Annotated in this window: 20 protein-coding genes; 9 read left to right on the forward strand and 11 right to left on the reverse strand. The window is 63.2% G+C overall.

The annotated features are described in order from the left end of the window. Position 1: 1 nt before the first annotated feature. From BM403_RS01505 to BM403_RS01515, 3 genes are all read left to right on the forward strand, one after another. The gene (locus tag BM403_RS01505) at positions 2-2,464 is read left to right on the forward strand and encodes an ABC transporter permease (protein WP_093541321.1); all 2,463 of its coding nucleotides are present in this window, start codon (positions 2-4) and stop codon (positions 2,462-2,464) included. Continuing rightward, positions 2,454-3,518, forward strand: a complete 1,065-nt coding sequence (locus BM403_RS01510; RefSeq protein ID WP_093541323.1) for a lipocalin-like domain-containing protein — start codon at positions 2,454-2,456, stop codon at positions 3,516-3,518. The genes BM403_RS01505 and BM403_RS01510 overlap by 11 nt, the downstream gene beginning before the upstream one ends. Before the next feature lie 113 nt (positions 3,519-3,631). Beyond that, positions 3,632-5,143: a hypothetical protein gene (locus tag BM403_RS01515; protein WP_015884792.1), complete on the forward strand. Its 1,512-nt coding sequence runs from the start codon at positions 3,632-3,634 to the stop codon at positions 5,141-5,143. A 60-nt stretch (positions 5,144-5,203) separates the two neighbouring features. On the opposite strand, the gene BM403_RS01520 is transcribed toward BM403_RS01515, so the two are convergent. Together BM403_RS01520 and BM403_RS01525 are read right to left on the reverse strand one after the other, a co-directional pair. Further along, a complete protein-coding gene (locus BM403_RS01520) occupies positions 5,204-6,301 on the reverse strand; it encodes an SMP-30/gluconolactonase/LRE family protein (protein ID WP_093541325.1) in 1,098 nt (365 codons plus the stop codon). Then, positions 6,298-6,975 carry a sterol desaturase family protein gene (locus BM403_RS01525; RefSeq protein ID WP_015884790.1) on the reverse strand — a complete coding sequence of 226 codons (678 nt, stop codon included), beginning with the start codon at positions 6,973-6,975 and terminating at the stop codon, positions 6,298-6,300. Before BM403_RS01525 ends, BM403_RS01520 begins: the two co-directional genes overlap by 4 nt. Positions 6,976-7,291: 316 nt before the next feature. On the opposite strand from BM403_RS01525, the gene BM403_RS01530 reads away from it, so the two are divergent. The 6 genes from BM403_RS01530 (at position 7,292) to BM403_RS01555 (ending at position 14,245) form a co-directional block, all read left to right on the forward strand. Continuing rightward, the gene (locus BM403_RS01530; RefSeq protein ID WP_015884789.1) at positions 7,292-8,215 is read left to right on the forward strand and encodes a substrate-binding domain-containing protein; all 924 of its coding nucleotides are present in this window, start codon (positions 7,292-7,294) and stop codon (positions 8,213-8,215) included. A 63-nt stretch (positions 8,216-8,278) separates the two neighbouring features. Beyond that, the gene (locus BM403_RS01535; protein WP_064055276.1) at positions 8,279-9,787 is read left to right on the forward strand and encodes a sugar ABC transporter ATP-binding protein; all 1,509 of its coding nucleotides are present in this window, start codon (positions 8,279-8,281) and stop codon (positions 9,785-9,787) included. Next, positions 9,753-10,745, forward strand: a complete 993-nt coding sequence (locus BM403_RS01540; RefSeq protein ID WP_015884787.1) for an ABC transporter permease — start codon at positions 9,753-9,755, stop codon at positions 10,743-10,745. The genes BM403_RS01535 and BM403_RS01540 overlap by 35 nt, the downstream gene beginning before the upstream one ends. A 22-nt stretch (positions 10,746-10,767) precedes the next feature. Further along, complete coding sequence (locus tag BM403_RS01545) at positions 10,768-11,847, forward strand: erythritol/L-threitol dehydrogenase (RefSeq protein ID WP_015884786.1); 1,080 nt, start codon at positions 10,768-10,770, stop codon at positions 11,845-11,847. A 2-nt stretch (positions 11,848-11,849) separates the two neighbouring features. After that, entirely contained in the window at positions 11,850-13,382 is a 1,533-nt protein-coding gene (locus BM403_RS01550; RefSeq protein ID WP_093541327.1) for an FGGY-family carbohydrate kinase, read from the forward strand. 137 nt (positions 13,383-13,519) lie between these two features. Beyond that, positions 13,520-14,245 carry an SDR family oxidoreductase gene (locus tag BM403_RS01555; protein ID WP_093541329.1) on the forward strand — a complete coding sequence of 242 codons (726 nt, stop codon included), beginning with the start codon at positions 13,520-13,522 and terminating at the stop codon, positions 14,243-14,245. Here the strand turns inward: BM403_RS01555 and BM403_RS01560 are convergent. The 9 genes from BM403_RS01560 to BM403_RS01605 all read right to left on the reverse strand — a co-directional run bounded on the left by BM403_RS01560 (position 14,242) and on the right by BM403_RS01605 (position 24,538). Next, the gene (locus tag BM403_RS01560; RefSeq protein WP_015884783.1) at positions 14,242-15,246 is read right to left on the reverse strand and encodes a LacI family DNA-binding transcriptional regulator; all 1,005 of its coding nucleotides are present in this window, start codon (positions 15,244-15,246) and stop codon (positions 14,242-14,244) included. The genes BM403_RS01555 and BM403_RS01560 overlap by 4 nt on opposite strands. Positions 15,247-15,304: 58 nt before the next feature. Further along, positions 15,305-16,168, reverse strand: coding sequence for a LysR family transcriptional regulator (locus tag BM403_RS01565; RefSeq protein WP_015884782.1), 864 nt, complete (start codon positions 16,166-16,168; stop codon positions 15,305-15,307). A gap of 1,111 nt (positions 16,169-17,279) precedes the next feature. Continuing rightward, a complete protein-coding gene (locus BM403_RS01575; protein ID WP_064055281.1) occupies positions 17,280-18,686 on the reverse strand; it encodes an amidase in 1,407 nt (468 codons plus the stop codon). Beyond that, entirely contained in the window at positions 18,683-19,951 is a 1,269-nt protein-coding gene (locus BM403_RS01580; protein ID WP_093541331.1) for a Zn-dependent hydrolase, read from the reverse strand. The genes BM403_RS01575 and BM403_RS01580 overlap by 4 nt, the downstream gene beginning before the upstream one ends. A 13-nt stretch (positions 19,952-19,964) precedes the next feature. Continuing rightward, complete coding sequence (locus BM403_RS01585) at positions 19,965-20,660, reverse strand: ABC transporter ATP-binding protein (RefSeq protein ID WP_015884779.1); 696 nt, start codon at positions 20,658-20,660, stop codon at positions 19,965-19,967. Further along, a complete protein-coding gene (locus BM403_RS01590; RefSeq protein ID WP_015884778.1) occupies positions 20,660-21,409 on the reverse strand; it encodes an ABC transporter ATP-binding protein in 750 nt (249 codons plus the stop codon). Before BM403_RS01590 ends, BM403_RS01585 begins: the two co-directional genes overlap by 1 nt. After that, positions 21,406-22,416 (reverse strand): branched-chain amino acid ABC transporter permease, encoded by a 1,011-nt coding sequence (locus BM403_RS01595; RefSeq protein ID WP_093541333.1) that lies wholly within the window; start codon positions 22,414-22,416, stop codon positions 21,406-21,408. Before BM403_RS01595 ends, BM403_RS01590 begins: the two co-directional genes overlap by 4 nt. Before the next feature lies 1 nt (position 22,417). Then, on the reverse strand, positions 22,418-23,278 hold the full coding sequence (locus BM403_RS01600) for a branched-chain amino acid ABC transporter permease (protein ID WP_015884776.1): 861 nt from the start codon (positions 23,276-23,278) through the stop codon (positions 22,418-22,420). A gap of 57 nt (positions 23,279-23,335) precedes the next feature. Next, positions 23,336-24,538: an ABC transporter substrate-binding protein gene (locus tag BM403_RS01605; protein WP_015884775.1), complete on the reverse strand. Its 1,203-nt coding sequence runs from the start codon at positions 24,536-24,538 to the stop codon at positions 23,336-23,338. Positions 24,539-24,690 lie beyond the last annotated feature (152 nt).

Consider the following 24,690-nt stretch of genomic DNA (forward strand, 5'->3'; position numbering starts at 1 on the left):
GATGGCGGTGTTTTACTGGACATTACGCGCGCTGCTCAGCCACTGGCGACGGCATCCCGTGCAATTTTTCAGCGTGCTCACCGGCCTGTGGCTGGCCACGGCGCTGCTGATTGGCGTGCAGGCCCTCAACGGCCAGGCGCGCGACAGCTACGCCCGCGCCAGCCAGTTGATCGGCGGTGAACCCCAGGCCAGTCTCAATGCGCCGGACGACTCGAGTTTCCCCCAAGCCGTGTTTGCCCAATTGCGCCGCGCTGGCTGGCCGGTATCGCCGGTGGTGCAGGGGCGGGTGCAGCTCCAGGGGCATGAGGCAGTACGCTTGCAATTGATGGGCATCGACCCGGTGTCGTTGCCCGGCAGTGGCGCGGTGGCAGGGCAGCGCTTGAGCCAGGCGCAGATGCTGGCGTTCTTTTCGCCGCCGGGGCGCACCTGGATCGCGCCGCAGACCTTGCAGGCCTTGGGGCTGCACGCAGGGCAGCGGCCGACCACGCTGAATGGGCACACCTTGCCGCCGCTGCAAGCCCAGGCGGATATGGCGCCCGGCCTGTTGCTCACCGATATCGGGTTTGCCCAAGCCGTGCTGGAGATGCCCGAGCGCCTGTCGCGCCTGCTGGTGGACAAAACGTTCGCCGCCGGCCATCCGACGCCGCCCGCCGGGTTGCAGCTTAAGCAGGGCGAGGACAATAACCTCGCGCGCCTCACCGAGAGCTTTCACCTGAACCTCGACGCGCTGGGCTTTCTGTCCTTTGTGGTGGGGCTGTTTATCGTGCACGCGGCCATCGGCCTGGCCCTGGAGCAACGGCGCGGGTTGCTGCGTACGTTGCGGGCCTGCGGGGTCAGCGTGCGGATGTTGATTGTCAGCCTGAGTGTGGAACTGGGCGTGCTCTCGTTGTTGGGGGGCGTGCTCGGTGTCGCCAGCGGTTACCTGTTGGCCAGCCTGTTGCTGCCGGATGTGGCCGCCAGCCTGCGCGGGTTGTATGGCGCCGAGGTGCCGGGGCAGTTGAGCCTGAGCCCGTGGTGGTGGGTGGCGGGACTGGGCTTGAGCTTGCTCGGTGCCTTGCTCGCCGGTGCCGGCAGCCTCTGGCGGGCGGCGCGCCTGCCACTGCTGGCGCTGGCCAATGCCCAGGCCTGGCATGAGGCTCATGGGCGCTGGTTGCGCCGTCAAGGTTGGGTGGCCGGTGCCGCGTTGCTGGTTGCGGTGCTGGCGCTGTGGTTGGGCAACAGCCTGGCCGCCGGTTTTGTGCTGATGGCCGCGCTGTTGCTCGGTGCCGCCCTCGGTTTACCCGTGGTGCTCAATGGCCTGCTCAAGGCCGTGCTGGGGCGCAGCCGTTCGGTGCTCGGCCAATGGTTTCTCGCGGACTGCCGCCAGCAATTGCCGGCCTTGAGCCTGGCGCTGATGGCGCTGCTATTGGCCTTGGCCGCAAATATCGGCGCGGGCTCCATGACCTCCGGCTTTCGGCACACCTTCAATAACTGGCTGGAACAACGCCTCACGGCCGAGCTGTACCTAAACCCGCAAAACCCGGCCCAGGCGCAGCAACTCAGCACTTGGCTGGCCCGGCAACCGTTGGTGCAAACCGTGCTGCCCACCTGGCAGGTCGCCGTGCAATTGCAGGGCTGGCCGGCGGACCTGTTTGGCGTGATCGACGACCCTACCTATCGTCAGCACTGGCCGCTGCTGGACGCAGCGAGCGAGCCGTGGGACCAGTTGCAACAAGGCGACACCCTGATGCTCAGCGAGCAACTGGCGCGCCGGCTCGACGTGAGGCTGGGCGATAGCGTGAGCATTCCCACGCCACACGGTGAGTGGGCGCCGACAGTGGTCGGGATCTACGCCGACTACGGCAACCCCAAGGGCCATGTGCTGGTCAATGCCCAGCACCTGCTGGCCCACTGGCCGACGCTGTCACCGGCCCGTTTCAACCTGCGGGTAGCGCCGGCGGATGTGGCGCCGTTGGTGCGCGAGGTGCAACGCGCCTTTGCCCTGGAAGACAGCCGTATCGTCGATCAACAACAACTCAAAGGCTGGTCGAGCCAGGTGTTCGAACGCACCTTTGCCGCCACGGCCGCGCTGAATAGCCTGACGCTGGGCGTGGCCGGTGTCGCGCTGTTTATCAGCCTGTTGACCCAAAGCCAGAGCCGCCTTGGGCAACTGGCGCCGCTGTGGGCACTGGGCGTCACGCGTCGGCAATTGATGCTGCTTAACCTGGGCCAGACCTGGCTGCTGGCGGTGCTTACACTGGTGCTGGCGTTGCCGCTTGGGCTGCTGCTGGCCTGGTGCCTGGATGCGGTGATCAATGTGCAGGCGTTTGGTTGGCGCCTGCCGTTGCAGGTGTTTCCGTGGCAGCTCGCGCAATTGCTCGGGTTGGCGATGCTGGCGACCTTGCTGGCTTCGGCTTGGCCCCTGTGGCAGTTGTATCGCAGCCGTCCTGCGGACTTGTTGAGGACGTTTGCCCATGAAGATTAACGGCCTGCTGCTGTGCGTGTGCTTGTTACTGGCCGCTTGCGACAAAGTCCCCGCGCCGCAGGAGAGCTTCGCCGGTCTGGGCAGTGACGCGGCCGACTTTGCCCAAGTGCTGCCTGGCAAGGTGTTCAGTTTCCCTGAGGATCATGGCCCCCATGAGGGTTTTCGTATCGAGTGGTGGTACGTCACCGCCAACCTCAAGGACGCGCAGGGCAATGTATTCGGCGTGCAATGGACGCTGTTCCGCAACGCCCTCAAGGCGGGGCCGCCGCAAGCAGGTTGGCACGACTCGACCCTTTGGCTTGGCCATGCGGCCGTCACCTCCGCCACCCACCACTACGCCGCCGAACGTTACGCGCGTGGCGGCGTCGGCCAGGCCGGGGCCGAGGCGGTGCCGTTCAACGCCTGGATCGACGACTGGAATTTCGCCACCCGCGCCGGTGCCACCAGCCCCTTGGCGGACATGCAACTCAAGGCCAGCGGCGCGCAGTTCGCCTACGACTTGCACCTGACGTCCAGCCGCCCAGTGGTGCTGCAGGGCGACAACGGCTACAGCCGCAAATCCGACCAGGGCCAGGCGTCCTATTACTACAGCCAGCCCTTTTTCAACGCCAGCGGCAGCGTCAGCATTGACGGCAAGGTGTATCAAGTCACCGGCCCGGCCTGGCTCGACCGCGAGTGGAGCAGCCAACCCCTGAGCGCCAGCCAGACCGGTTGGGACTGGTTCTCCCTGCACTTGGACCGTGGCGAGCAGTTGATGCTGTTCCGAGTGCGGCAAACGGACGGCGCGTCTTACCTGACCGGCACCTCGATTGATCGCGAGGGCCAGACACAAACGTTGCACAACGCGGATATCCAGCTGACACCCCTGGAAACCACCACCATTGACGGGCGCAAGATGCCTACACGCTGGTCGCTGAAAATTCCCGGCAAACAGCTGGACATCACCCCCCAGGCGGTCAACCCGAACGCCTGGATGAACCTGAGTATTCCGTACTGGGAAGGGCCGGTGCGGTTTGAGGGGGGAGTGGGGTACCTCGAGATGACCGGGTATTAGTTCGGAAAATTTCCTGTAAAAATACTGGACATGCATACAGTGATTGGCTAGATTCCATCCCAGGTGACCGGATGTCACCTGAGCTTCACTTTTTAACTATGGATGGATAAAAAATGAAATCGAAAAAAGCCTTTATGCTGGGCGCGGCCATGGCGGCCTCCTGCTTCGTTTCGGCCTTTGCCCTGGCCGAGCAATACCCTCACCTGGCTGCGCAAGCCGTTAAACCTGACATCAAGCAAAGCCTGAAAGCCGCTGGCAAAGTCCCGGCCACCAAGGCGTCGGCGGCGCTGAAAAAGCAACTGAACGCAGGCGCCCAACTGAAAAAGCCAGTGTTCGCCGCGAAGGCCAAGGCCGACTCGGTAGTGGAAGACCACAGCGCACCTGCCCCGGTAACCCAAGTCAAGAAAGCCGGCGCTCAGCCAGCCACCGCCGTGCAAGCGGCGCTGGTCCAAGGCTGTGAAACCACGCTGGACGTGAATGAGTTGTACACGGTCAATGGTGTGCAAACCGGTGACCTGCTGTGCTACCACTTCAACCTGCCGCAGACGGCCCGTATCAATGCGCTGCTGGTCGGTCAGACGGCCGGTACCGACATGTCCTTGACCCTGTTCCAGGACGATGGCCAAGGCAATCCGATCCCGCTGGGCACTTCCAATAACCCCGGTACCGGTGACGAAAGCCTCAGCGGCGTATTGCCGGCGGGTGACTACTACTGGTTCATGGAAGCCAATGCGGCGGTCTCGGGTTCGAGCTTCCAGTTCGGTGTGGCGGTCAATGCCAATATCGATGCCTTCGAACCGAATGACACGCCGGACACGGCCTTCCAACTGCCGGACACCCTGAACTACATCAGCGGCAACGCCGACAGCCTCGATGATGTCGATTACTTCGACTTCACCGCCGTGCGTGGCCAGAGCGTGGGCATTGCCCTGTCGGCCGATGCCGCCAGCGGCAGCACCCGTGGCAAATGGATCCTTGAGCGCTTCGATGGCAGCCAGTGGGTCACCGTAGGTGCCAATATCGTCTCGACGTCGATCCCGAGTCCGGGTGTGGGCGGTGTGGTCAAGGTGCGGGTGCGCCCGAACCAGCACCCGAACGAGCCGTGGAGCGCGACGGGCAAATACACCCTGTCCTTTGGTTCCAACCCACGTGTCGACAACCCGGATATGAAAGGCGAGGCCAACGTGTTGCGCATCCCGTATTCCGCGTCTGATGTGGGCTACGGCTACATGACCACCCAGGCTTATCGAAACCTGACCTGGAAAATGAACCTGTCCGACAGCACCGGCGCGCCACTGGTGGGGCTGCACCCGATTGTTTATCTCGACCAGCACATCAACCCGGACACCGGCAATATCGTCTACAAGGCGTATTCGGCGGCGACCGACAGCTCCGGCCAAGCCGGTGGCACGATCAACGTGGGCACGTGCTTCGGTGACTTCCAGACCACCTTTGTCGATTACTCCCAGGGCTACAACAACACCTGGCGTACCGACTTCAACTACGGCGTGTGGCGCATGGAGGTGCTGGAGTATCCAGGCATTGGCGTCGGCGGTGAAAACACCGAGTTCGTCAGCTTTGGTCACCTGTGCAACCAAACCCTGCTCAGCAGCACCAAGAGCTAAACGCGTGTAGCCGCAAGCAATGAGGGCATACAGGCCGAGCGCCTGTGTGCCCTTTTTGCGTCAGGGCGCCAACGCCAGCGCCAACGGCACGCGCGCCATGCTCGTGCTTTTCAACGAACCCAGGTACAACCAGTTGCCATACTCCCGGGCCGTGGTGATGGGCGAGTAATTCCCCGCGCTGCCGTCCTGCAAATTGGCGATGACCTTGCCCTCGGTATCCAGCCCCAGCACGAAGGCTTTGCGCTCGATCGGCTTGGGCACCACCATCAGCGCGCGCACCATCACCTTGCGCAGCAGCGGGTAGCCGGCAAAGCTGTCCAGCAGTGGATTGCGCGGTGAGTAAAGCGCCACCCAGAAGCGGTCCTGGCCGTTGAAGCTGAGGTTGTCCGGCAGGCCGGGCAGGTTGTCGATGAACAAGTCATGAGTGCCCGCGCGCTCACCTTTGAGCCAGTAACGGCTGATGCGATAGGCGCCGGTTTCATTCACCAGCACGTAGTTTTCATCGGGGCCCAGGGCTACGCCGTTGGCGAATTGCAGCTGGTCCAGCAGTACCTCGGTGGTGCCGTTGCTGAAGTCATAGCGCAGCAGTCGGCCATCACCACCATGCTCGATCACCGCTTCACCGTCTTGCCCATAACCCCAGCGGCTCGATGCATCGCTGAAGTAGGCGTAACGCCCGCTGGCGTCCACGGTGACGTCATTGGCGAACCCCAAGGGGAGGTCATGGGCGCCGGTGCTCAGGGTGGTCAGTTGGCGATTCGTAGCCAGTGCGAGCAGGCCCTTGATCCCATCGGCAATGATCAAGCGCCCGTCCGGGTGCGGCGCCATGCCCAGGGGGCGTCCGCCGGTGTTGGCCAGCACTTCCAGGCTACGGCTGTCGGGCGAGGTGCGGATGATGCGACCATCATGCAAGCCGCTGATCAGATAGCCCTGGGCGTCCAACAGCAAGGCCTCTGGCCCGGCGATGTCTTGGGCGCCGATTTTCTGCACGCCCTTGAGGCGCTGGTTTTCGGCGTAAGGGCCGTCTTTCATCGACGGCGCTTTTGGCGGTACCCAATTCACCGGTTGTACTTTGGTCGGCATCAGCAGCAAAAAGGCGATCACCACCAGAAACAACACAAACAGCCAATGACGCAGTTTTTTTGCACGGGTACTCATGACGGTTCCTGCTTGTCGTGGGCGCTCGGCTCCCAGTGCAGGGTGCCGAACAGGTAATCCATCAGGGGGAGGACGATATTGAAGTTACGCCCCTGCATCAGCTCACGACGGTGATGCAGGGCGTGCAAGCGGTGCATCTGGCGCAGCCACGGCAGGCGCGCCACCGGGTGGCCGACAGGCAGGTGCTCGCAGGCGTGAAACACTTCGTAAAGCAAATACCCGAGGATCATGCACCCGGCGAACAGCCCGGCGACGTTGGGGCTCCATTGCTTGAGCAACCACCAGGCGGGCAGGGTGATAGCCAGGCTGTGCAGCACGATCAGCCAGGCTGGAAACAGGATCACCCGCCAATCCCGAGGGCTGTCGTAGGTCATATGGCCGGGGGTGAAGAAGCTGTGATGGTCGCCGGTGTGGCGCGCATAAAACAGCCGGGCCAACCCATGTTTATGGTGGCCGAGGTGGCGGTGGACCAGGTAGATGCAGAGGTTGAAGAACACCAGGGTCGCGGGCACGCTCAGCCATTGCAGTGCGGTGATTTGATGCGTCGATGACCAGGCCAGGGTGATGCAGACGATGCCGTAGCCGAACACAAAACTGGCGTGAAGCCAGGGGTTGTAGTGTGGCGCGACGCTGGCGCGGTAGCGGGCGCGAAAGGTCTCGGTGGGGTGGGACATGGCGGGCAGCTCGGATTTTTTTGTTGGAGGCTGAGCTTAGTTGGTGGTGGGGAATGTGCGAGTTTTAACGCGCCAATGTGGGCGTGCTGTGGCGAGGGCGCTTGCTCCCGCTGGGGTGCGGAGCGCCGCCAAAAAGCCGACTCCAGCTGCGCTGTCGAACGGGAGCAAGCGCCCTCGCCACAGCAAGCGCCCTCCCACATTTCGACGGCAGTCGACCAGCGGCCCCTTGCGCCTGCCGAATTTCCTTGCTAGCTTCTCGCAAAATGTTAACGATAACATTTGCTCTAAAAATAAAAACAAAACAGAGAACCACGCCATGAAAATGCTCCCGAAAACCCTGTGTTTATTGGCTGTAAGCATCACCCTCGGTACCGCTGCCCCTGTTTTTGCCGACGCTGCAAAACCCATCCGCATCGGCGCGTCCTTCCAGGAAATCAACAACCCTTATTTCGTCACCATGAAAAACGCCCTGGAAGAAGCCGGGGCGACCATCGGCGCGAAATTGATCATCACCGACGCCCGTCACGACGTGTCCAAGCAGGTCAGTGACGTCGAAGACATGCTGCAAAAAGGCATCGATATCCTGCTGATCAACCCCACCGACTCGGTGGGCGTGCAATCGGCGGTCAAATCCGCCCACGCCGCCGGTGTCGTGGTCGTCGCGGTGGACGCCCAGGCGGACGGTCCGCTGGATTCCTTCGTCGGCTCGAAGAACTTCGACGCCGGTTTCCAGGCCTGCGAGTACCTGGCCAAGCACATCGGCGACAAAGGCAATATCGCCATCCTCGACGGCATTGCCGTGGTGCCGATCCTGGAACGCGTACGCGGCTGCAAAGAGGCCGTGGCGAAGCACCCGGACATCAAGATTGTCAGCATCCAGAATGGCAAGCAGGAACGTGACCAGGCGCTGACCGTCACCGAGAACATGTTGCAGGCCCAGCCCACCCTCAAGGGCATTTTCAGCGTGAATGACAACGGCTCGCTCGGTGCGCTCTCGGCCATCGAAGCCAGCGGCCTGGACGTGAAGCTGGTCAGCGTCGATGGCGCGCCGGAAGCGATCAAGGCGATCCAGAAGCCCGGCAGCAAATTCATCGCCACCTCGGCCCAATACCCACGTGACCAGATCCGCCTTGCGCTGGGTATCGCCCTGGCCAAGAAGTGGGGCTCGCAAGTGCCCGCCACGATCCCGGTGGACATCACCCTGATCGACCAGGCCAAGGCCAAGGATTTCAGCTGGTAAATCACCCAGGCCCCACTTAACCCGTGGGGCTTGAGGTCTCCTTCTGAATACGAGGTCGGCGGTATGAGCAGTCTTCTGAAGCTGGAAAACATCTGTAAGCGTTACCCGGGCGTACAGGCGCTCAAGTCCATCAACCTGCAGGTCGAGCGCGGCGAGATCCATGCCTTGCTCGGGGAGAATGGCGCGGGCAAATCGACGCTGATGAAGATCCTCGGCGGCGTCGAGCATCAAGACGAAGGCCAGATCCTGATCGATGGCCAGGCGCAGCATTTCGCGACCTACCGTGATGCGATTGCTGCCGGTATCGGCATCGTGTTCCAGGAGTTCAGCCTGATTCCCTACCTCACGGCGGTGGAAAACATCTTCCTCGGCCACGAGCTGAGCAACCGCTTCGGCCTGCTGCGCAAGCGCGATATGGTCGAGGCCAGCGAGGCGTTGTTCAAGCGCCTGGGCGTGACCCTCGACCTGCAATGCGCGGTCAAGCACCTGAGCGTGGCCGAGCAGCAGTTCGTCGAAATCGCCAAGGCCCTGGCCCTGGATGCGCGTCTGCTGGTGCTGGATGAACCCACCGCCACCCTCACGCCCAGCGAGGCCGAGCTGCTGTTCGAGATCATGCGCGAACTCAAGCGCCAGGGCGTGGCGGTGATTTTTATCTCTCATCACCTGGAGGAGATTTTCCAGGTGTGCGACCGCATCAGCGTGTTGCGCGACGGCGGCAATGTGGGCGTCACCGATGTGGCTGACAGCGACATCGACCGGCTGGTCGAGATGATGGTCGGGCGCCGCCTGGAATGCAGTTTCCCGCCCAAGCCGAGCAGCGCACGCGGCCCGCTGTTGTTGGAGGTCAAGGACATTCAATTGGTGCGCAACGGCCCCCACAACAGCTTCCAGCTGTACAAGGGCGAGATCCTCGGCTTTGCCGGCTTGGTCGGGTCCGGTCGCACCGAACTGGCGTTGGGCATGATGGGCGCGCTGCCGTCGGTGAGCAAAGACGTGTGGTTGCGCGGTGAAAAAATCACCCTCGACGACCCGGCCCAGGCGCTGGCCCACGGCATCGGCCTACTGCCGGAAAGCCGCAAGAGCGAAGGGCTGATCACCGACTTCAGCATTCGAGAAAACATCTCCCTGAATAACCTGCCCAAGTACCAGAACGCCTCGGGCCTGATCGACAAAAGTCGTGAATGCGCCAGCGTCGAAAGCCTGATGAAGCAACTGTCGATCAAAGCCCCGAGCAGCGAAAGCCGGGTGTTCAACCTCAGCGGCGGCAACCAGCAAAAGGTCGTGATCGCCCGCTGGATCAACCACCACTGCGACGTGCTGGTGTTCGACGAACCCACCCGTGGCATCGACGTGGGCGCCAAGGCGCAGATCTACGCGCTGATGCGCAGCCTCACCGAACAGGGCTACGCAATCATCATGATTTCCTCCGAACTGCCCGAAGTCATCGGCATGTGCGACCGGGTCGCCGTGTTCCACAAGGGCGCCATCGTCAAGCTGCTGGAAGCGTCCGCCGTCAATCCTCAAGAGGTCATGCGCCATGCAACAGGGGGCTCAAGTGAATACGTCCATTAATACCGTCGACAGCAGCCGGCTGCGCCTCAACCTGGCGCGGTTGGTGCGCTCGCCGGCGTTTTACCCCTTTGTCGGGTTGGTGGTGGTCACCGTGGTGATGATCCTCGCCAGCGACACCTTCCTCACCGCCAGCAACCTGTCGAACATCGCCCGCCAAGTGTCGATCAACGCGATTATCGCGGTGGGCATGACCTGCGTGATCCTCACGGGCGGCATCGACTTGTCGGTGGGGCCGGTGATGGCGTTGTCCGGCACGCTCACGGCCGGCTTGATGGTCGCGGGCCTGCCGCCCGGCCTGGCGATTGGCGCCGGGATGCTGATCGGCGTGGCCTTCGGCATCGGCAATGGCCTCTTCGTCGCTTACCTGCACATGCCGCCGATCATCGTCACCCTGGCGACCATGGGCATCGCCCGTGGCCTGGGCCTGATGTACACCGACGGCTACCCGATTTCCGGGTTACCGGACTGGTTTGCGTTTTTCGGCCGCGAAAGCCTGTTCGGCATCCAGGTGCCGATCCTGATCATGCTGCTCACCTACCTGGCCGCCTATGTGCTGCTGCAACACACGCGCATCGGCCGCTACATCTACGCCATCGGCGGCAATGAAGAAGCGGTGCGCTTGTCCGGCGTGCGCGCCGCGCGCTTCAAGCTGCTGGTGTACGGCATCAGTGGCCTGACGGCGGCGATTGCCGGGCTGGTATTGACCTCACGCCTGATGAGCGGCCAGCCGAATGCCGGCGTGTCGTTCGAGCTGGATGCGATTGCCGCCGTGGTACTCGGCGGCGCGTCGATTGCCGGCGGGCGCGGCGTGATCGTCGGCACCTTGCTCGGCGCCATGCTGCTCGGCGTATTGAACAACGGACTGAACATGCTCGGCGTTTCGCCCTACGTCCAGAGCGTGATCAAGGGCGGGATCATTTTGCTGGCGATTTTCATCAGCCGTCAGCGCCATAAATAAACTCAAGACAGGACCGAACACCATGGACAAGCACACCGAAATGCAAGCCGTCGTCTGCCACGGCCCTAAAGACTACCGCCTGGAACGCATCGGCAAACCCCAGGCGCGCGCCAATGAGCTGGTGATCCGCATTGCCGCCTGCGGCATCTGCGCCAGTGACTGCAAGTGCCACTCCGGCGCGGCGATGTTCTGGGGCGGCGACAACCCGTGGGTCAAGGCACCGGTGGTGCCGGGGCATGAGTTTTTCGGCTATGTGGTGGAAGCGGGCGAGGGCGCCGAAGAGCACTTTGAAGTCGCGGTGGGCGACAAGGTGATCGCCGAGCAGATCGTGCCCTGCGGCAAGTGCCGCTTCTGCAAATCCGGCAAATACTGGATGTGCGAGGTGCACAACATTTTCGGCTTCCAGCGTGAAGTGGCCGAAGGTGGCATGGCCCAGTACATGCGCATCCCCAAGACCGCCATCGTGCACAAGATTCCCGAGTCGGTGTCGCTGGAAGACTCGGCGCTGGTGGAGCCGATGGCGTGTTCGATCCACACCGTCAACCGTGGCGATGTCCAGCTCGACGACGTGGTGGTGATTGCCGGTGCCGGGACCCTCGGCCTGTGCATGGTCCAGGTCGCCGCGTTGAAGACCCCGAAGAAACTGGTGGTGATCGACATGGTCGACGAGCGCCTGGAACTGGCGAAGCACTTCGGCGCCGACGTGGTGATCAACCCGTCACGCGACAACGCCCGCGAGATCATCAACAGCCTCACCGATAACTATGGCTGCGACGTCTACATCGAAACCACCGGCGTACCGGCCGGCGTGACCCAAGGCCTGGACCTGATCCGCAAGCTCGGGCGTTTTGTCGAGTTCAGCGTGTTCGGTGCCGAGACCAGCGTCGACTGGTCGATCATCGGCGACCGCAAGGAGTTGGACGTGCGCGGCGCTCACCTCGGCCCGTATTGCTACCCGATCGCCATCGACCTGTTCGAACGCGGCCTGGTCACCTCCAAGGGCATCGTCACCCACGATTTCCCGCTGGATGACTACGCCGAAGCGTTTGAGCTGGCCAACTCGACCCAGTCAATCAAGGTGCTGCTGAAGCCGGTGGTCTGAAGATGAACTACGTGATGGGTGTCGACATAGGGACCCAGAGCACCAAGGCGCTGCTGGTGGATGCTCAAGGTACGATTATCGCGCAGCACAGCCAGGGGTATCGCGTGGATACCCCAAAAGTGCGCTGGGCCGAACAATGGCCGCAGGTCTGGCTCGATGCGGTCGAGACGTGCGTGGCGCAGTGCATGGCCAAGGCCGGCGTGGCCAAGGAACACGTGAAAGCCCTGTGCATCAGCAGCCTGTACGGCGGCTCGGGGATTGCGGTGGATGCAGCGCTCACACCGCTGCACCCGTGCCTGATCTGGATGGACCGCCGCGCCGGTGAGCAGGTCGCCTGGGTGCGTGAGCACGTGGACCTGGAGCGGCTGTTCGCGGTGACCGGTAACTCGGTGGACAGCTACTACGGCTTCACCAAGATGCTCTGGCTCAAGCAGCACCAGCCGCAAGTGTGGGCCAAGACCCGTTATCTGCTGCCGCCTAACAGCTATATCAACGCGTGCCTCACCGGTGAGCTGGCGGTGGACCATAGCAGCGCCGGCAATATCGGCGGGGTGTATGACGTGGCGGCGCGCGGCTGGTCGGGCGAGATGCTCGACGCGCTGGGTATACCGCAAGCGATGATGCCGGAGCGCCTGGTGTATTCCGGTGAGGTGGTGGGCGGCCTGCTGGAGGAGTGGGCGGCGCGCCTGGGCCTGCAGACCGGCACGCCGATCCTGGCCGGGGGTGTCGACGCGGCCATGGCCACGTTGGCCGCAGGCGTTACGCAACCGGGCAACCATGTGGCGATGATCGGCACCAGCATGTGCTGGGGTTACCTGAACCAGCAGGTGGACGCGCACCATGGGTTGGTGAGCATGCCCCACGTCTACAACGGCCACCGCGACCTGTACATCTTCGGCGGTGCGATCACGGCGGGTGCGTCGGTGAGCTGGTTTCGCGAGCAGTTCTGCCAGGCCGAGGAACAGCAAGCCAAGGCCACCGGCCAGGACAGCCTGGTGCTGCTGGAACAGCGTGCGATGAACATCCCGGCGGGCAGCGAAGGCCTGTTGTTCCAGCCGTACCTGATGGGCGAACGCAGCCCGGTGTGGGATGACCGTGCCAGTGGCAGCTTTGTCGGCTTGAACCTCTACCACAGCCGCATTCACCTGTACCGCGCGGTGCTGGAGGGGGTGAGTTTCGCCCTGCGTCACAACATCGAAGCGGGCACGCGCGGCGCGCATTCGCTGGATTCACACTTGATTGTGGTGGGCGGGGCGAGCCATTCGGACCTGTGGATGCAGATCATCGCGGACGTTACGCGCTACCCGGTCTACACCATCGTGCAAGAGGTGGAAGCGGCATTGGGCGCGGCGTTGCTGGCGGCGCATACGGTGGGGTTGGTGAGTGATGACGAGATGGACAAGGGGTGGGTGCAGCTGGCGTTGCGGGCTGAGCCAAATGCGGAAAATGTCGAGGCGTATGAGCGGGCGTTTGCCGAGTATTTGAAACTGTACCCCGCTTTGAAACCGATCATGCACAGCCTACAAACCCACTGATCCAACACAGTCCAAATGTGGGAGCTGGCTTGCCTGCGATAACGGTGTATCAGTCGCAAATGTACTGGCTGAACCACCGCCATCGCAGGCAAGCCAGCTCCCACATTGGATCTTCATTGTTTTTGAGATCTCTATTCATGAACGCAGCCTTCAACTTCACCCACCACCGCATCCTCGTCACCGGCGCCAGCAGCGGCATCGGCCGGGAAATCACCCTGCAACTGATCGCCAGCGGCGCTGAAGTCTTCGCCCTCGGTCGCGACGCGCAGGCCCTGGCTCAACTCGGCTGCCACGCCTTGTGCCTGGATATCGCCGACAGCACCGCCCTCGACAAAGCCCTGCAAGCCCTTCCGCCGCTGCACGGCCTGGTCAACTGCGCCGGTATCTCGCGCCTGGAGCCCGCCGCCGCGATCAGCGCCGAGGCCTTCGACCAGGTGATGCAGGTCAACGCCCGCGCCGCCGCCCAGGTCGGCAGCCGTGTGGCGGCGAAAATGATCGAGGCGAGCATTGCTGGCAGCATCGTCAATGTCTCCAGCCAGGCCTCACTGGTAGCCCTGGACGATCACCTCGGCTACTGCGCTTCCAAGGCGGCGCTGGATGCGATCACCCGCGTGCAATGTGCCGAGTGGGGCCGCTTCGGCATTCGCGTTAATAGCGTCAACCCCACCGTCACGCTCACGCCGATGGCGGCCATGGCGTGGTCCGACCCGTCCAAGCGCGACCCGGCGCTGGCGGCCATTCCCCTTGGGCGTTTTGCTGAAACCGTAGAAGTGGCCTTGCCGGTGCTGTTCCTGCTGAGCAGCGCCGCAAGCATGATCAGCGGCGTCAGCCTGCCCATCGACGGCGGCTACACCAGCCGCTAGCCGTTTTCCAGCTGGCCGGCGATCACCACCTTGTCCCGAGGTTTGTACGGGTCCTCCAGGCGGTCGAGCAGCAGGCGGACCGCGCTGCTGCCGGCCAGGGACGCATCGTGGGCAACACACGCGATGGGCACGCCGAAGATATCGGCGAAGGGCAGGCGGTCGATGCCGCAGATGGTCAGGCTGTCGTGGGGAATGTTGTGCATGCGCAGCGCGCGCAGGGCGCCGAGGGTGATCAACTGGTTGAAGCCCATGATCGCGTCCGGCGCCGAGTGTTCGGCCAGGTAGTCGAGGGTGTGCAGGTAGGAGGGCATCAGCGTGTAGTCGCCGGCCTGGACTTCGACGTGCACCTGCGGGTGTTCGGCCAGCACTTCGCGCAGGCCCTTGAGGCGCTCAACGGTGATGCGTGAATGCTCGGGGCCGGTCAGCACCAGCAGACGCTTGAGGTCGGGCGTCTGGCGCAACAGATAATGCGCGGCCTGGATGCCGCTGTGGTAGTTGTCGAGCACCACGCGGCTGAACGGGCTGTCATGGATCGTGCGGTCGAGCAGCACCACCGGCGTCTTGCCGTTGCCCAGGCGCTCGAGGTAGTCGGGCTGGTAGCTCGGCTCATCCGAGACCGGCGACAGGATGATCCCGGCCACGCGGTAGCCCAGCAGCGTATCCACGGCTTTGCTTTCCAGCTCTTCGAGCTCATCGGTGTCCACCAGCATGATGGTGTAGCCGTGCTGTTTGGCCTCGCGGGAAATCGCCTTGATCATTTCGCTGTAGAACGGGTTGTCCACCGAGGCGGTGATCACGCCGATGATCAGGCTTTCACTGCGCTTGAGGCCACGGGCGAAGGCGTTGGGCACGTAGTCCAGCTCCCGCGCCACTTCGAGGATGCGAGCCAGGGTGGCCGGCTTGACCAGGTCGGGTTTGCTCAGCGCGCGGGACACCGTGATGGTGGTCATGCCGACTTGTTTGGCGATGTCGCTGATGGTGACGGACTTTTTCTTGTTCATCGGTAAGGCTGCGAAAGGAAACACCCGCAGGCTAGCATGCGCGCAGGCGTAGGGTGATTCAAATCAGCGGGTCCCAGCGCTGCGACCAGTCACTTTCAGCCTTGACCACTTCGCGCAGCAACCCCAGTGCCTGTTGCAACACCGCCGAATCCCGCGCCCGTGAATACACCAGGAACGTGGGGAAGCTGAACTCCGGCGCCTTGGGCACACGTTGCATCACGCCGCTGTCCAGGTAGCTTTGCACCACGCGCGTGCGGAAATACCCGGCGCCGCCGTTTTCGAGGATGTACTGCAACGCCAGCGGGCCGAGGTTAAAACTCAGCGCGGCACGCGCCTTGTCGGGCAGGGCGGCGTCATGCTGCTGGCGAAAGCCTGGGCCCCAGTCGATATACACGTAGGGGGCCGGGTTGCTCACCAGTTGCACCAGGATCAGTTTTTCTTCCAGCACTTGCTCCACCTGCAAGCCCGGCCAGTATTGCGGCTGGAACACCAGCGCGGCGTCGAGTACGCCGAGTTCCAGTTGGCGCAGCAGGTATTCGCCTTCGCGGATTTCGGTGCGCAGGGCGTGGCCGGGGATGTGCTGGCGCAGGGCCTGGGCCCAGCCGAGCATCAATGGGTTGCACAGGCTGACCTCACCGCCGATGTGCAGCACATTGCGATAGCCATCCGGCAGCGGCAGGTCGCGGCGCGCAGCTTCCCAGGTTTGCAGCAATTGGTTGGCGTATACCACGAAGGCTTCGCCGTCGGCGGTCAGGCGTGCGCCGGCGCGGTTGCGGATGAACAGCGTGCTGCCGAGCTGGCTTTCCAGGTTTTTCACCCGCGCGGTGATGGCGGTCTGGGTAACGTGCAGTTTCTCGGCTGCGGCGGCCAGGCTGCCGCAGCGGGAGATTTCGAGGAAGGTGCGTGCCAGTTCGATGTCCATGAAGCCCCCGGGGATGAATGGGGGGACAGTGTAATGGAATGCGGTTGAAACTGTGGGAGGGAGCTTGCTCCCGTTGGCGGCCTGACAGCTGGCCTGGATGTTGGATCAGACTGGGTACATATCCGTTATTTGGGTAACGGCTGGTATGGGTTCCGCCCTTACGGCGGGTCACTTTCGAAAAGCGCGAAAGTAACCAAAGCGCTCTTGCCCCAACACTCGGCACCTCGCCTAGGCTCGGTGTGCCCTCACTCCGGCTTGAATCCGTGGGCCGCCGTCATGGGCCATCCTTGGCCCAGGACGGCTAACCCGGCGTCCTGCCGGGTTACCCACGGATTCAAGCCTGCGTTCGGCCAGCGTGTTTGATGGGGCGCCTAAGATCAAGATCAAAAGCCAGATCAAAAGCAGGGCAAAAGCAGATCAAAAGCAGGCTGATATCTGCCTGATATATGAAGATCAAACTGTGGGAGGGGGCTTGCCCCCGATGGCGGTGTGTCAGTCGATTCATCAGGTGACTGATTCAGCGCCATCGGGGCCTTGGTATCTACACAATTCCGGGTATGGCGCTGGACCTGTGGCGAGGGAGCTTGCTCCCGTTGGCGGCCTGGCAGACGACCAGGATGTTGGATCAGACTGGGTACATATCCGTTATTTGGGTAACGGCTGGTATGGGTTCCGCCCTTACGGCGGGTCACTTTGGAAAAGAGCCCCAAAGTAACCAAAAGGCTCTTGCCCCAACACTCGGCACCTCGCCTAGGCTCGGTGTGCCCTCACTCCGGCTTGAATCCGTGGGCCGCCGTCATGGGCCATCCTTGGCCCAGGACGGCAAACCCGGCGTCCTGCCGGGTTACCCACGGATTCAAGCCTGCGTTCGGCCAGCGTGTTTGACGGGGCGCCTAAGATCAAGATCAAAAGCCAGAGCACAGCGGCCTGACAGCCGGCTTGAGTGGTGTAGAGCAAAGGCAAACGCGGCGGCCTTAAAGCCGACCGGAGTTGCGTCTGTCGATCGCGGTCCAAATGTGGGAGGGGGCTTGCTCCCGATGGCGGTGGGTCAGTTACAGATGTATTAACTGACACACTGCTATTGGGAGCAAGCCCCCTCCCACATTGGGTTCTACCGTGTTCTGGTGATTGGGGCTTGCAAGTGCTCGGTGGGGAATGCCTTTGCATACACCTGGCACACCCTCAGCACCTGTTCATCGGCAAATCGCGCGCCCACTACATGCAGGCCCACCGGCAAGCCATTCGCCGCCAATCCACACGGCACCGAGGCCGCGGGCTGTTGGGTCAGGTTGAAGGGGTAGGTGAACGGCGTCCACTGTGTCCATTCCTGCAAGCCGGAACCCGGTGGCACGTCATGCCCGGCCTCAAACGCAGTGATCGGCATCATCGGTGACACCAGTACATCGTAGTGCTCATGGAACGCGGCCATGCGTGCCACCAGTGCGGCGCGGGCTTCGAGGGCTGAGTTGAAGTCATTCAGGCTCAGCCGCTCGCCGCGTTGGGCGATGCGCAGCAGGCCAGGGTCCAGCAGTTGTTTTTGCGCTTCGCTCATGGGCCCGGTCAGGCGGGCCGCGCCGGCTGCCCATAAGGTGCTGAACACCTCCAGGGGGTCGCTGAAGCCCGGGTCGATTTGCTCGACATGCGCGCCCAGCTGCTCCAGGCCTCGAACCGCTTGAGCGACCACCTTGGCCACCTGCGGGTCGACATCCACGTAACCGAAGTTGGGACTGTAGGCCACGCGCAACCCTTTCAAATCCGCTGCGCCCGACAACCACGGTGTGGTCCGTGGCGCACCGATCAAGCCATCCCGCGTGTCCGGCTGGGCGATGGTTTGCAGCATCAACACGCTGTCTTCCACCGTGCGGGTCATCGGCCCCAGGTGCGAGAGGAGGGTCATGGCGCTGGCCGGCCATTGCGGCACATAACCGAAGGTCGGCTTGATCCCGAAGGTGCCGGTAAACGCACAGGGAATCCGGATCGAACCGCCCGCATCGCTGCCCTGGTGCAACACGCCGAGGTTCAAGGCGGCCGCTGCCCCTGCGCCGCCGGAGGATCCGCCCGCCGTGGTGCGTGTGTCCCAGGGGTTGCGGGTGATGCCGTACAGCGGGTTGTCGGTAACGCCTTTCCAGCCGAATTCCGGTGTGGTGGTCTTGCCCAGCAGCACCGCGCCGGCCTTGCGCATAAAGGCGGTGAAGGGCGCGTCGATGTCCCATGGGCCCTCGGCGGATGTGGTGCGCGAGCCCTTGCGGGTGGGCATGCCGACGGTCAGCGTCAGGTCTTTGATCGACGCCGGCACACCGTCCAGCGCGCCGCAGGGTTGGCCGTTGAGCCAGCGTTGCTCCGAGGCGCGCGCGGCCTTCAGCGCGCCTTCCGGGTCCACGTGGCAGTAGGCGTTCACCACCGGGTTATAGCGTTCGATACGCAGCAAGGCGTCTTCGGTGACGTCCACCGGCGACAAGGTCTTGTTGCGAAAATGCTGCAGCAGTTGCACTGCCGTCAGTTGCCCGATCTCGCTCATGCGATTTCCCCCTGGGCGGCATTGACCATGGCCCGCAGCAATACCGCGCAGCCCGCCGCCAGGTCGTCCGGCGCGGCGTTTTCGATTTCGTTATGGCTGATGCCGCCTTCGCACGGCACGAAGATCATCCCGGCCGGGCCCAGTTCGGCGACGAAAATCGCGTCGTGCCCGGCACCGCTGACAATGTCCATATGGCTCAACCCCAAGGCCTCGGCGCCTTCACGCACGGCGTTGACGCAGGCCGGGGCGAAGTCCAGGGGTGGGAAGTCGGCGGTGGGGGTCAATTCAAACGCCAACCCGTGCCGGGTGGCAGTGGCTTCGATCACGCCGCGCACTTCATCGACCATGGCTTGCAGCGTGTCCGCATGCAGGTGACGCAGGTCGAGGGTCATGTGCACCTGACCGGGAATCACATTGCGTGAGCCGGGGTGCAGGCTCAGGCAACCGACCGTGCCACACGCGTGGGGTTGTTGTTGATGGGCGATGCGGTTGACCGCGCTGACCACCTCGGCGGCGCCGACCAAGGCGTCCTTGCGCAGGTGCATCGGCGTCGGGCCGGCGTGGGCTTCGACGCCGGTGAAGGTCAGGTCGAACCACTTCTGGCCCAGGCAACCCATCACCACGCCAATCGTCGTGGCCTGGTCTTCCAGAACGGGACCCTGTTCGATATGCGCTTCGAAATACGCACCCACCGGGTGGCCGAGGACTGCGCGGGAGCCGGCATACCCGATGCGTTGCAGTTCGGCGCCCACCGACAGGCCCTGGTCATCGACTTTGTCGAGGGTGTCCTGCAAGTCGAACTTACCGGCAAACACCCCGGAGCCCATCATGCAGGGCGGAAAACGCGAGCCCTCTTCGTTGGTCCACACCACCACTTCAATCGGCGCTTCGGTCTCGATGTTCAGGTCATTCAGGGTGCGGATCACTTCCAGACCGGCCATCACTCCGTAGCAACCGTCGAACTTACCGCCGGTGGGCTGGGTGTCGATATGGCTGCCGGTCATCACCGGGGGCAGGGCGGGGTTGCGCCCGGCACGGCGCGCAAAGATATTGCCGATGGCGTCGACACTGACGCTGCAGCCGGCGGCCTCGCACCATTGCACAAACAGGTCGCGGGCCTGGCGGTCGAGGTCGGTCAGCGCCAGGCGACACACGCCGCCCTTGGCGGTGGCGCCGAGTCGGGCCAGGTCCATCAGCGATTGCCACAAGCGGTCGCGGTTGATCAGCGGGGCGTTGCTCTTGAGCGGTTGCGCGAAACTATTCATCTGCAATCTCCGGTCAGGCACTCAGGGCCAGATAGCGGTTTTTGATGGTCGGGTCGGCGCGGAAAGCTTCGGCGCTGCCTTCGTACACCACGCGGCCTTGTTCAAGCACGTAGTGGCGGTCGGCGAGCTTGTCGCAGACCATCAGGTTCTGTTCCACCAGCAGCACGGGCAGGCCGTCGTCCTTGACCTTGCGCAGGATCTTCACCAGTTCGTCGACGATCACCGGGGCCAAGCCCTCAGTGGGCTCATCGAGGATCAGCAGCTTGGGGTCGTTGAGCAGGGCGCGGGCGATGGCGAGCATCTGTTGCTCGCCGCCGGACAGCGCGTGGCCGGCGTTTTTGCGCCGCTCCTTGAGGCGCGGGAACATCGTGTAGACGTCTTCAAGCTGCCAGCGGCTGGTTTTGCGCGCGGCGATGCGCAGGTTTTCCTCGACGGTGAGCAGGCGGAAAATGCCGCGATTCTCCGGCACCAATGCCAGGCCCTGGCGGGCGATTTCGAAGATCTTCTGGCCCACCAGCGCCTGGCCGTTGAAGTGGATCTGGCCCTGGCGCGGGCAGATGATGCCGAGGATGCTGCGCAGGGTGGTGGTCTTGCCGGCGCCATTACGGCCGAGCAGCGTGACCAGTTCGCCGGGGTTGACGGTCAGCGACACGCCTTCCAGCACGTGGCTCTTGTCGTAGTAGGAATGGATATTCTCGACGATCAGCATCAGGCAGCCTCCCCAAGGTATGCAGTGCGCACACGTTCATCGGCGCGCACGAATTCCGGCGTGCCTTCCACCAGGATCTGCCCGTGGCTCATCACCGTGATGCGTTGGCTGATGGACATGACAATGCTCATGTTGTGTTCGATCAGCAGCACCGTGTGGTCGCGGCCGAGGTCGCTGATCAGCTGGGTCATGATCGGGATGTCGTCGATGCCCATGCCCGAGGTGGGCTCGTCGAGCATCAACAGTTTCGGTTTGGAGCAGATCGACATGCCGACCTCCAGCACCCGTTGCTGGCCGTGGGACAACTCGCCGGCCAGGGTGTCGGCGCGGGCGCTGAGTTGCAGGCGCTCCAGCACTTGGTCGGCCATCTCCAGGTGTTCGCGCTTGCTGTCCACGCGGCGCCAGAAATTCAGTGCGCGGGCACCGTCACGGCCTTGGGCGGCGAGGCGCAGGTTCTCGCGCACGCTGAGGTTCTGGAACAGGCTGGTGAGTTGGAACGAGCGCGCCATGCCCAGGCCGACACGGCCGTGGGCCGGCTTGCGCATCAGGTTCTTGCCGTCGAAATGAATCGCCCCGGCGGTGGCCTGGCGCTCGCCGGTGAGGCAGTGGAACAGGCTGGTCTTGCCGGCGCCGTTGGGGCCGATGATGGTGTGGATGGTACCGGCCTCAACCTTGAGGTTCACGCCATTCACCGCGTGGAACGCGCCATAGGCCAGTTCCAGGTCTTTGGTTTCCAGCAGGATGCTCATAGCCCTTCCTCCTTGGCGACGACGGCGGGTTTGCGGCTGCCGCGCACCTTTTCGAACAGCGATGCCAGGCCGCCCCACAAACCACCGCGCATGAAGATCACCACCAGGATCAGGATCACTCCCAGCAGCATCAGCCAGCGTGGCCACAGGTCGGAGAGGAAGTCGCCGAGCAACACGATGGAACCGGCGCCCAGCAGCGAACCGAACAACGAGCCGGTGCCGCCGACGATGGTCATGATCAGGATGTTCTCGGACATCGCCAGGTCGATATTCGACAGCGGCACAAAGTGCAGCAGCATCGCGTACAACGCCCCAGCGATGCCGGTGACGGCGCCGGACAATACAAACACCAGGATCTTGAAGTGGCGTGTGTCGTAGCCGATGGCCGAAGCGCGGGTTTCGTTTTCGCGGATCGCCATCAAGGTACTGCCGAACGGCGAGGCGATGACCCGGCGGGCGCCGATGAAAATCAGCAGGAACAACACCGCGACAAAACCGTAGAAGACGCGGGCGTCGGCCAGGGACAGCAGCACCGTGTCACCCAGGCGAATCTCCGGGCGCGGCACGCTGAGCAGGCCGTTGTCGCCGCCGGTCCAGTCGCTGAGGGTGTAGGCGACGAAGTAAGCCATCTGGCTGAACGCCAGGGTCAACATCACGAAGTAGATGCCGGTGCGGCGGATCGCCAGGGCGCCGACCAGCAAGGCCAGGAAACCACCCGCGATGGCGGCGCCGAGCAACGCGGTGAACAGGCCCAGTTGCAGGTGGATCATCAGCAACGCCGCGCAGTAAGCGCCGGCCCCGAAGAAGATGCCTTGGCCGAACGACAGCAGCCCGGTGTAGCCTAGCAACAGGTTGCAGGCCAGGGCCGCCATGGCAAAGATCAGGATCTCGGTGGCCAGGGTCGCCGAGGGCAGTATCAACGGCAGGCCGATCAGCACCGCCAGCACCCACAGCAACATCGCGCGCGATTGCGTCTTGGCAAACGGCAGGGGATTTTTCTCGCTCATGTCAGGCTCTCCCAAACAGGCCGTAAGGACGTACCAGAATCACCACGGCCATGGCGCCGTAGATCATCAGGCTCGCCCCCTGGGGCCAGAGTGTGGTCATCAGGCTTTGCACCACGCCCACCAGCAAACCGCCGACCAGCGCACCGCTGAACGAGCCCATGCCGCCGATTACCACCACCACGAAGGCCACGCCGAGAATCTCCGGGCCGACAAACGGCTGGGCGCCGCGCAACGGTGCAAACAGCACGCCCGCGACGCCGGCCAGGGCCACGCCGAGGGCGAAGGTCATGGAGAACAGACGGAAAATATTGGTGCCCAGCAGGGACACGGTCTCGGTGCTTTCACTGCCGGCCCGCACCAGGGCGCCAAAGCGCGTGCGTTCCAGCAGCAACCACAGGCCCAGGCCAACCAACCCGGAAAACACAATCAGGAACAGGCGGTAGTAGGGGTAGACGAAGTCACCCACCACCAGCACGCCGCGCAGCAGTTCCGGCACGGCGACGCTTTTGCCCACCGGGCCCCAGATCATCACGCTGGCTTCCTGGATGATCAGCGCGATGCCGAGGGTCACCAGGATCTGGAACATGTGCGGTAAGTGATAGATCCGCTGGATCAATAATCGCTCGATGACCCAGGCCAACGCAGCCACCACCAGCGGCGCAATCAGCAGCGCCAGCCAGAAGTTGCCGGTGAGGCTCACGGCGGTGTAGCAGATGTAGGCGCCGAGCAAAAAGAACGCGCCGTGGGCGAAGTTGACGAAGTTGAGCAGGCCGAAAATGATCGTCAGCCCGACCGCGATCAGAAAGTAGATCATCCCCAGCCCAAGGCCGTTGAGTATCTGGAACAGGTAAAGATTAAGCATGCAGGAACCCTCTGCAGGACGCCGCTCGCGCGGCCCTGCGCTACCTATTTCAGGGGATCAGCCGAGTGTGCAGCCCGTGGCTTCCACTGGCGGGAACGACTGGCCGGCGCTGAGCACCTTGGCCAGGTCATCCTTGTCGGCCATCTCGCTGCTGGCTTTGCCGATCAGCAGGTAGTAATCCTTGATCACCTGGTGGTCGCCGGCGCGGATCGATTCCTTGCCGGTGGGACCTTCGAAACTCAGACCCTGCATGGCCTTGGCCACGGTCGGCCCGTCGAAGCTGCCGGTGGCAATGATGGTGTCGAGCATGACCTTGGTGCTGATGTAATCGGCGGCCAGCGGGTAGGTCGGGTTGATGCCGTATTTGGCCTGGGTGAGCTTGACCAGCTCACGGTTGAGCGGGGTGTCGACCTGGTGCCAGTACTGCGCGCCGAGGTACACGCCCGCGAGAATGTCGCTGCCCAGTTCCTGGAACTGGTCGAGGCCGGCGGACCACACCAGCAGCACCTTCATGCGCTCCTTGATGCCGAAGTTGACCGCCTGGCGCAGGGTGTTGGACGACTGGCTGCCGAAGTTGAGCAGCACCAGCACGTCGGGCTTGGCGGCGATGGCGTTGGTCAGGTAGCCGGAGAATTCCTGTTCCTGCAACGAGTGGTAGCTGTTGCCGATGTGTTCCAGGCCGTTTTCCTTGAGCACGGTTTTCGCACCTTCCAACAGCGCTTCGCCGAACACGTATTGCGGGGTGATGGTGTACCAGCGCTTGGCGTCCGGCAGCAACTTGATCAGCGGCACCAGGGTTTCGCGTATCGCGCCGTAGGTGGGCACCGACCAGCGGAAGGTCGCGGGGTTGCAGTCCTTGCCGGTGACTTCATCGGCGCCCACCGGGGTCATGAACACGCCACCGACCTTGTCCACTTCCTTGGCCACCGCCAATGCTGACGAAGACAAGGTGCAGCCCTGGAAGAACCGCGCGCCGTCCTGCTGGATAGCCTCCTGCACCTTGCGCACGGCCTTGCCGGCGTTGCCTTCGGTGTCGATGACCTTGTAGTTCAGCGGGCGGCCGAGCAGTTCGGGGTGTTGCTCCACCGCCAGGCGCGAACCCATGTCGGCAAACTTGCCATAGCTGGCAAAGGCGCCGGACATGGACTTGAGGCCGTAAAAGGTAAAGGGCTCGGCGGCGAATGCCGACCGTATGCTCAGCGGTAGGCTGAGGGCGGCGGCTGCGGTGAGGCTGGCTTTCAACAACGTACGACGCTGCATGGGGGTGACTCCCTGGTTTAGTTATTGGCAGGAGTGGCAATGGCGATACGATGGAGCAAGGGCCTGTGGGCAGGCCTGTTATTGAATTGGGTGAAACGGTCTGAGGGTTGGAACCCGGTCAACTGTGGGAGCTGGCTTGCCTGCGATGGCAT

Source organism: Pseudomonas sp. OV546, assembly GCF_900116845.1.
GTDB lineage: Bacteria > Pseudomonadota > Gammaproteobacteria > Pseudomonadales > Pseudomonadaceae > Aquipseudomonas > Aquipseudomonas petroselini.

What these genes read in the sequence shown, in the direction of transcription:
- BM403_RS01505 (WP_093541321.1), top strand. Translation starts at nt 2, where the DNA reads ATGGCGGTGTTTTACTGGACATTACGCGCGCTGCTCAGCCACTGGCGA.
- BM403_RS01510 (WP_093541323.1), top strand. Translation starts at nt 2,454, where the DNA reads ATGAAGATTAACGGCCTGCTGCTGTGCGTGTGCTTGTTACTGGCCGCT.
- BM403_RS01515 (WP_015884792.1), top strand. Translation starts at nt 3,632, where the DNA reads ATGAAATCGAAAAAAGCCTTTATGCTGGGCGCGGCCATGGCGGCCTCC.
- BM403_RS01520 (WP_093541325.1), bottom strand. Translation starts at nt 6,301, where the DNA reads ATGAGTACCCGTGCAAAAAAACTGCGTCATTGGCTGTTTGTGTTGTTT.
- BM403_RS01525 (WP_015884790.1), bottom strand. Translation starts at nt 6,975, where the DNA reads ATGTCCCACCCCACCGAGACCTTTCGCGCCCGCTACCGCGCCAGCGTC.
- BM403_RS01530 (WP_015884789.1), top strand. Translation starts at nt 7,292, where the DNA reads ATGAAAATGCTCCCGAAAACCCTGTGTTTATTGGCTGTAAGCATCACC.
- BM403_RS01535 (WP_064055276.1), top strand. Translation starts at nt 8,279, where the DNA reads ATGAGCAGTCTTCTGAAGCTGGAAAACATCTGTAAGCGTTACCCGGGC.
- BM403_RS01540 (WP_015884787.1), top strand. Translation starts at nt 9,753, where the DNA reads ATGCAACAGGGGGCTCAAGTGAATACGTCCATTAATACCGTCGACAGC.
- BM403_RS01545 (WP_015884786.1), top strand. Translation starts at nt 10,768, where the DNA reads ATGGACAAGCACACCGAAATGCAAGCCGTCGTCTGCCACGGCCCTAAA.
- BM403_RS01550 (WP_093541327.1), top strand. Translation starts at nt 11,850, where the DNA reads ATGAACTACGTGATGGGTGTCGACATAGGGACCCAGAGCACCAAGGCG.
- BM403_RS01555 (WP_093541329.1), top strand. Translation starts at nt 13,520, where the DNA reads ATGAACGCAGCCTTCAACTTCACCCACCACCGCATCCTCGTCACCGGC.
- BM403_RS01560 (WP_015884783.1), bottom strand. Translation starts at nt 15,246, where the DNA reads ATGAACAAGAAAAAGTCCGTCACCATCAGCGACATCGCCAAACAAGTC.
- BM403_RS01565 (WP_015884782.1), bottom strand. Translation starts at nt 16,168, where the DNA reads ATGGACATCGAACTGGCACGCACCTTCCTCGAAATCTCCCGCTGCGGC.
- BM403_RS01575 (WP_064055281.1), bottom strand. Translation starts at nt 18,686, where the DNA reads ATGAGCGAGATCGGGCAACTGACGGCAGTGCAACTGCTGCAGCATTTT.
- BM403_RS01580 (WP_093541331.1), bottom strand. Translation starts at nt 19,951, where the DNA reads ATGAATAGTTTCGCGCAACCGCTCAAGAGCAACGCCCCGCTGATCAAC.
- BM403_RS01585 (WP_015884779.1), bottom strand. Translation starts at nt 20,660, where the DNA reads ATGCTGATCGTCGAGAATATCCATTCCTACTACGACAAGAGCCACGTG.
- BM403_RS01590 (WP_015884778.1), bottom strand. Translation starts at nt 21,409, where the DNA reads ATGAGCATCCTGCTGGAAACCAAAGACCTGGAACTGGCCTATGGCGCG.
- BM403_RS01595 (WP_093541333.1), bottom strand. Translation starts at nt 22,416, where the DNA reads ATGAGCGAGAAAAATCCCCTGCCGTTTGCCAAGACGCAATCGCGCGCG.
- BM403_RS01600 (WP_015884776.1), bottom strand. Translation starts at nt 23,278, where the DNA reads ATGCTTAATCTTTACCTGTTCCAGATACTCAACGGCCTTGGGCTGGGG.
- BM403_RS01605 (WP_015884775.1), bottom strand. Translation starts at nt 24,538, where the DNA reads ATGCAGCGTCGTACGTTGTTGAAAGCCAGCCTCACCGCAGCCGCCGCC.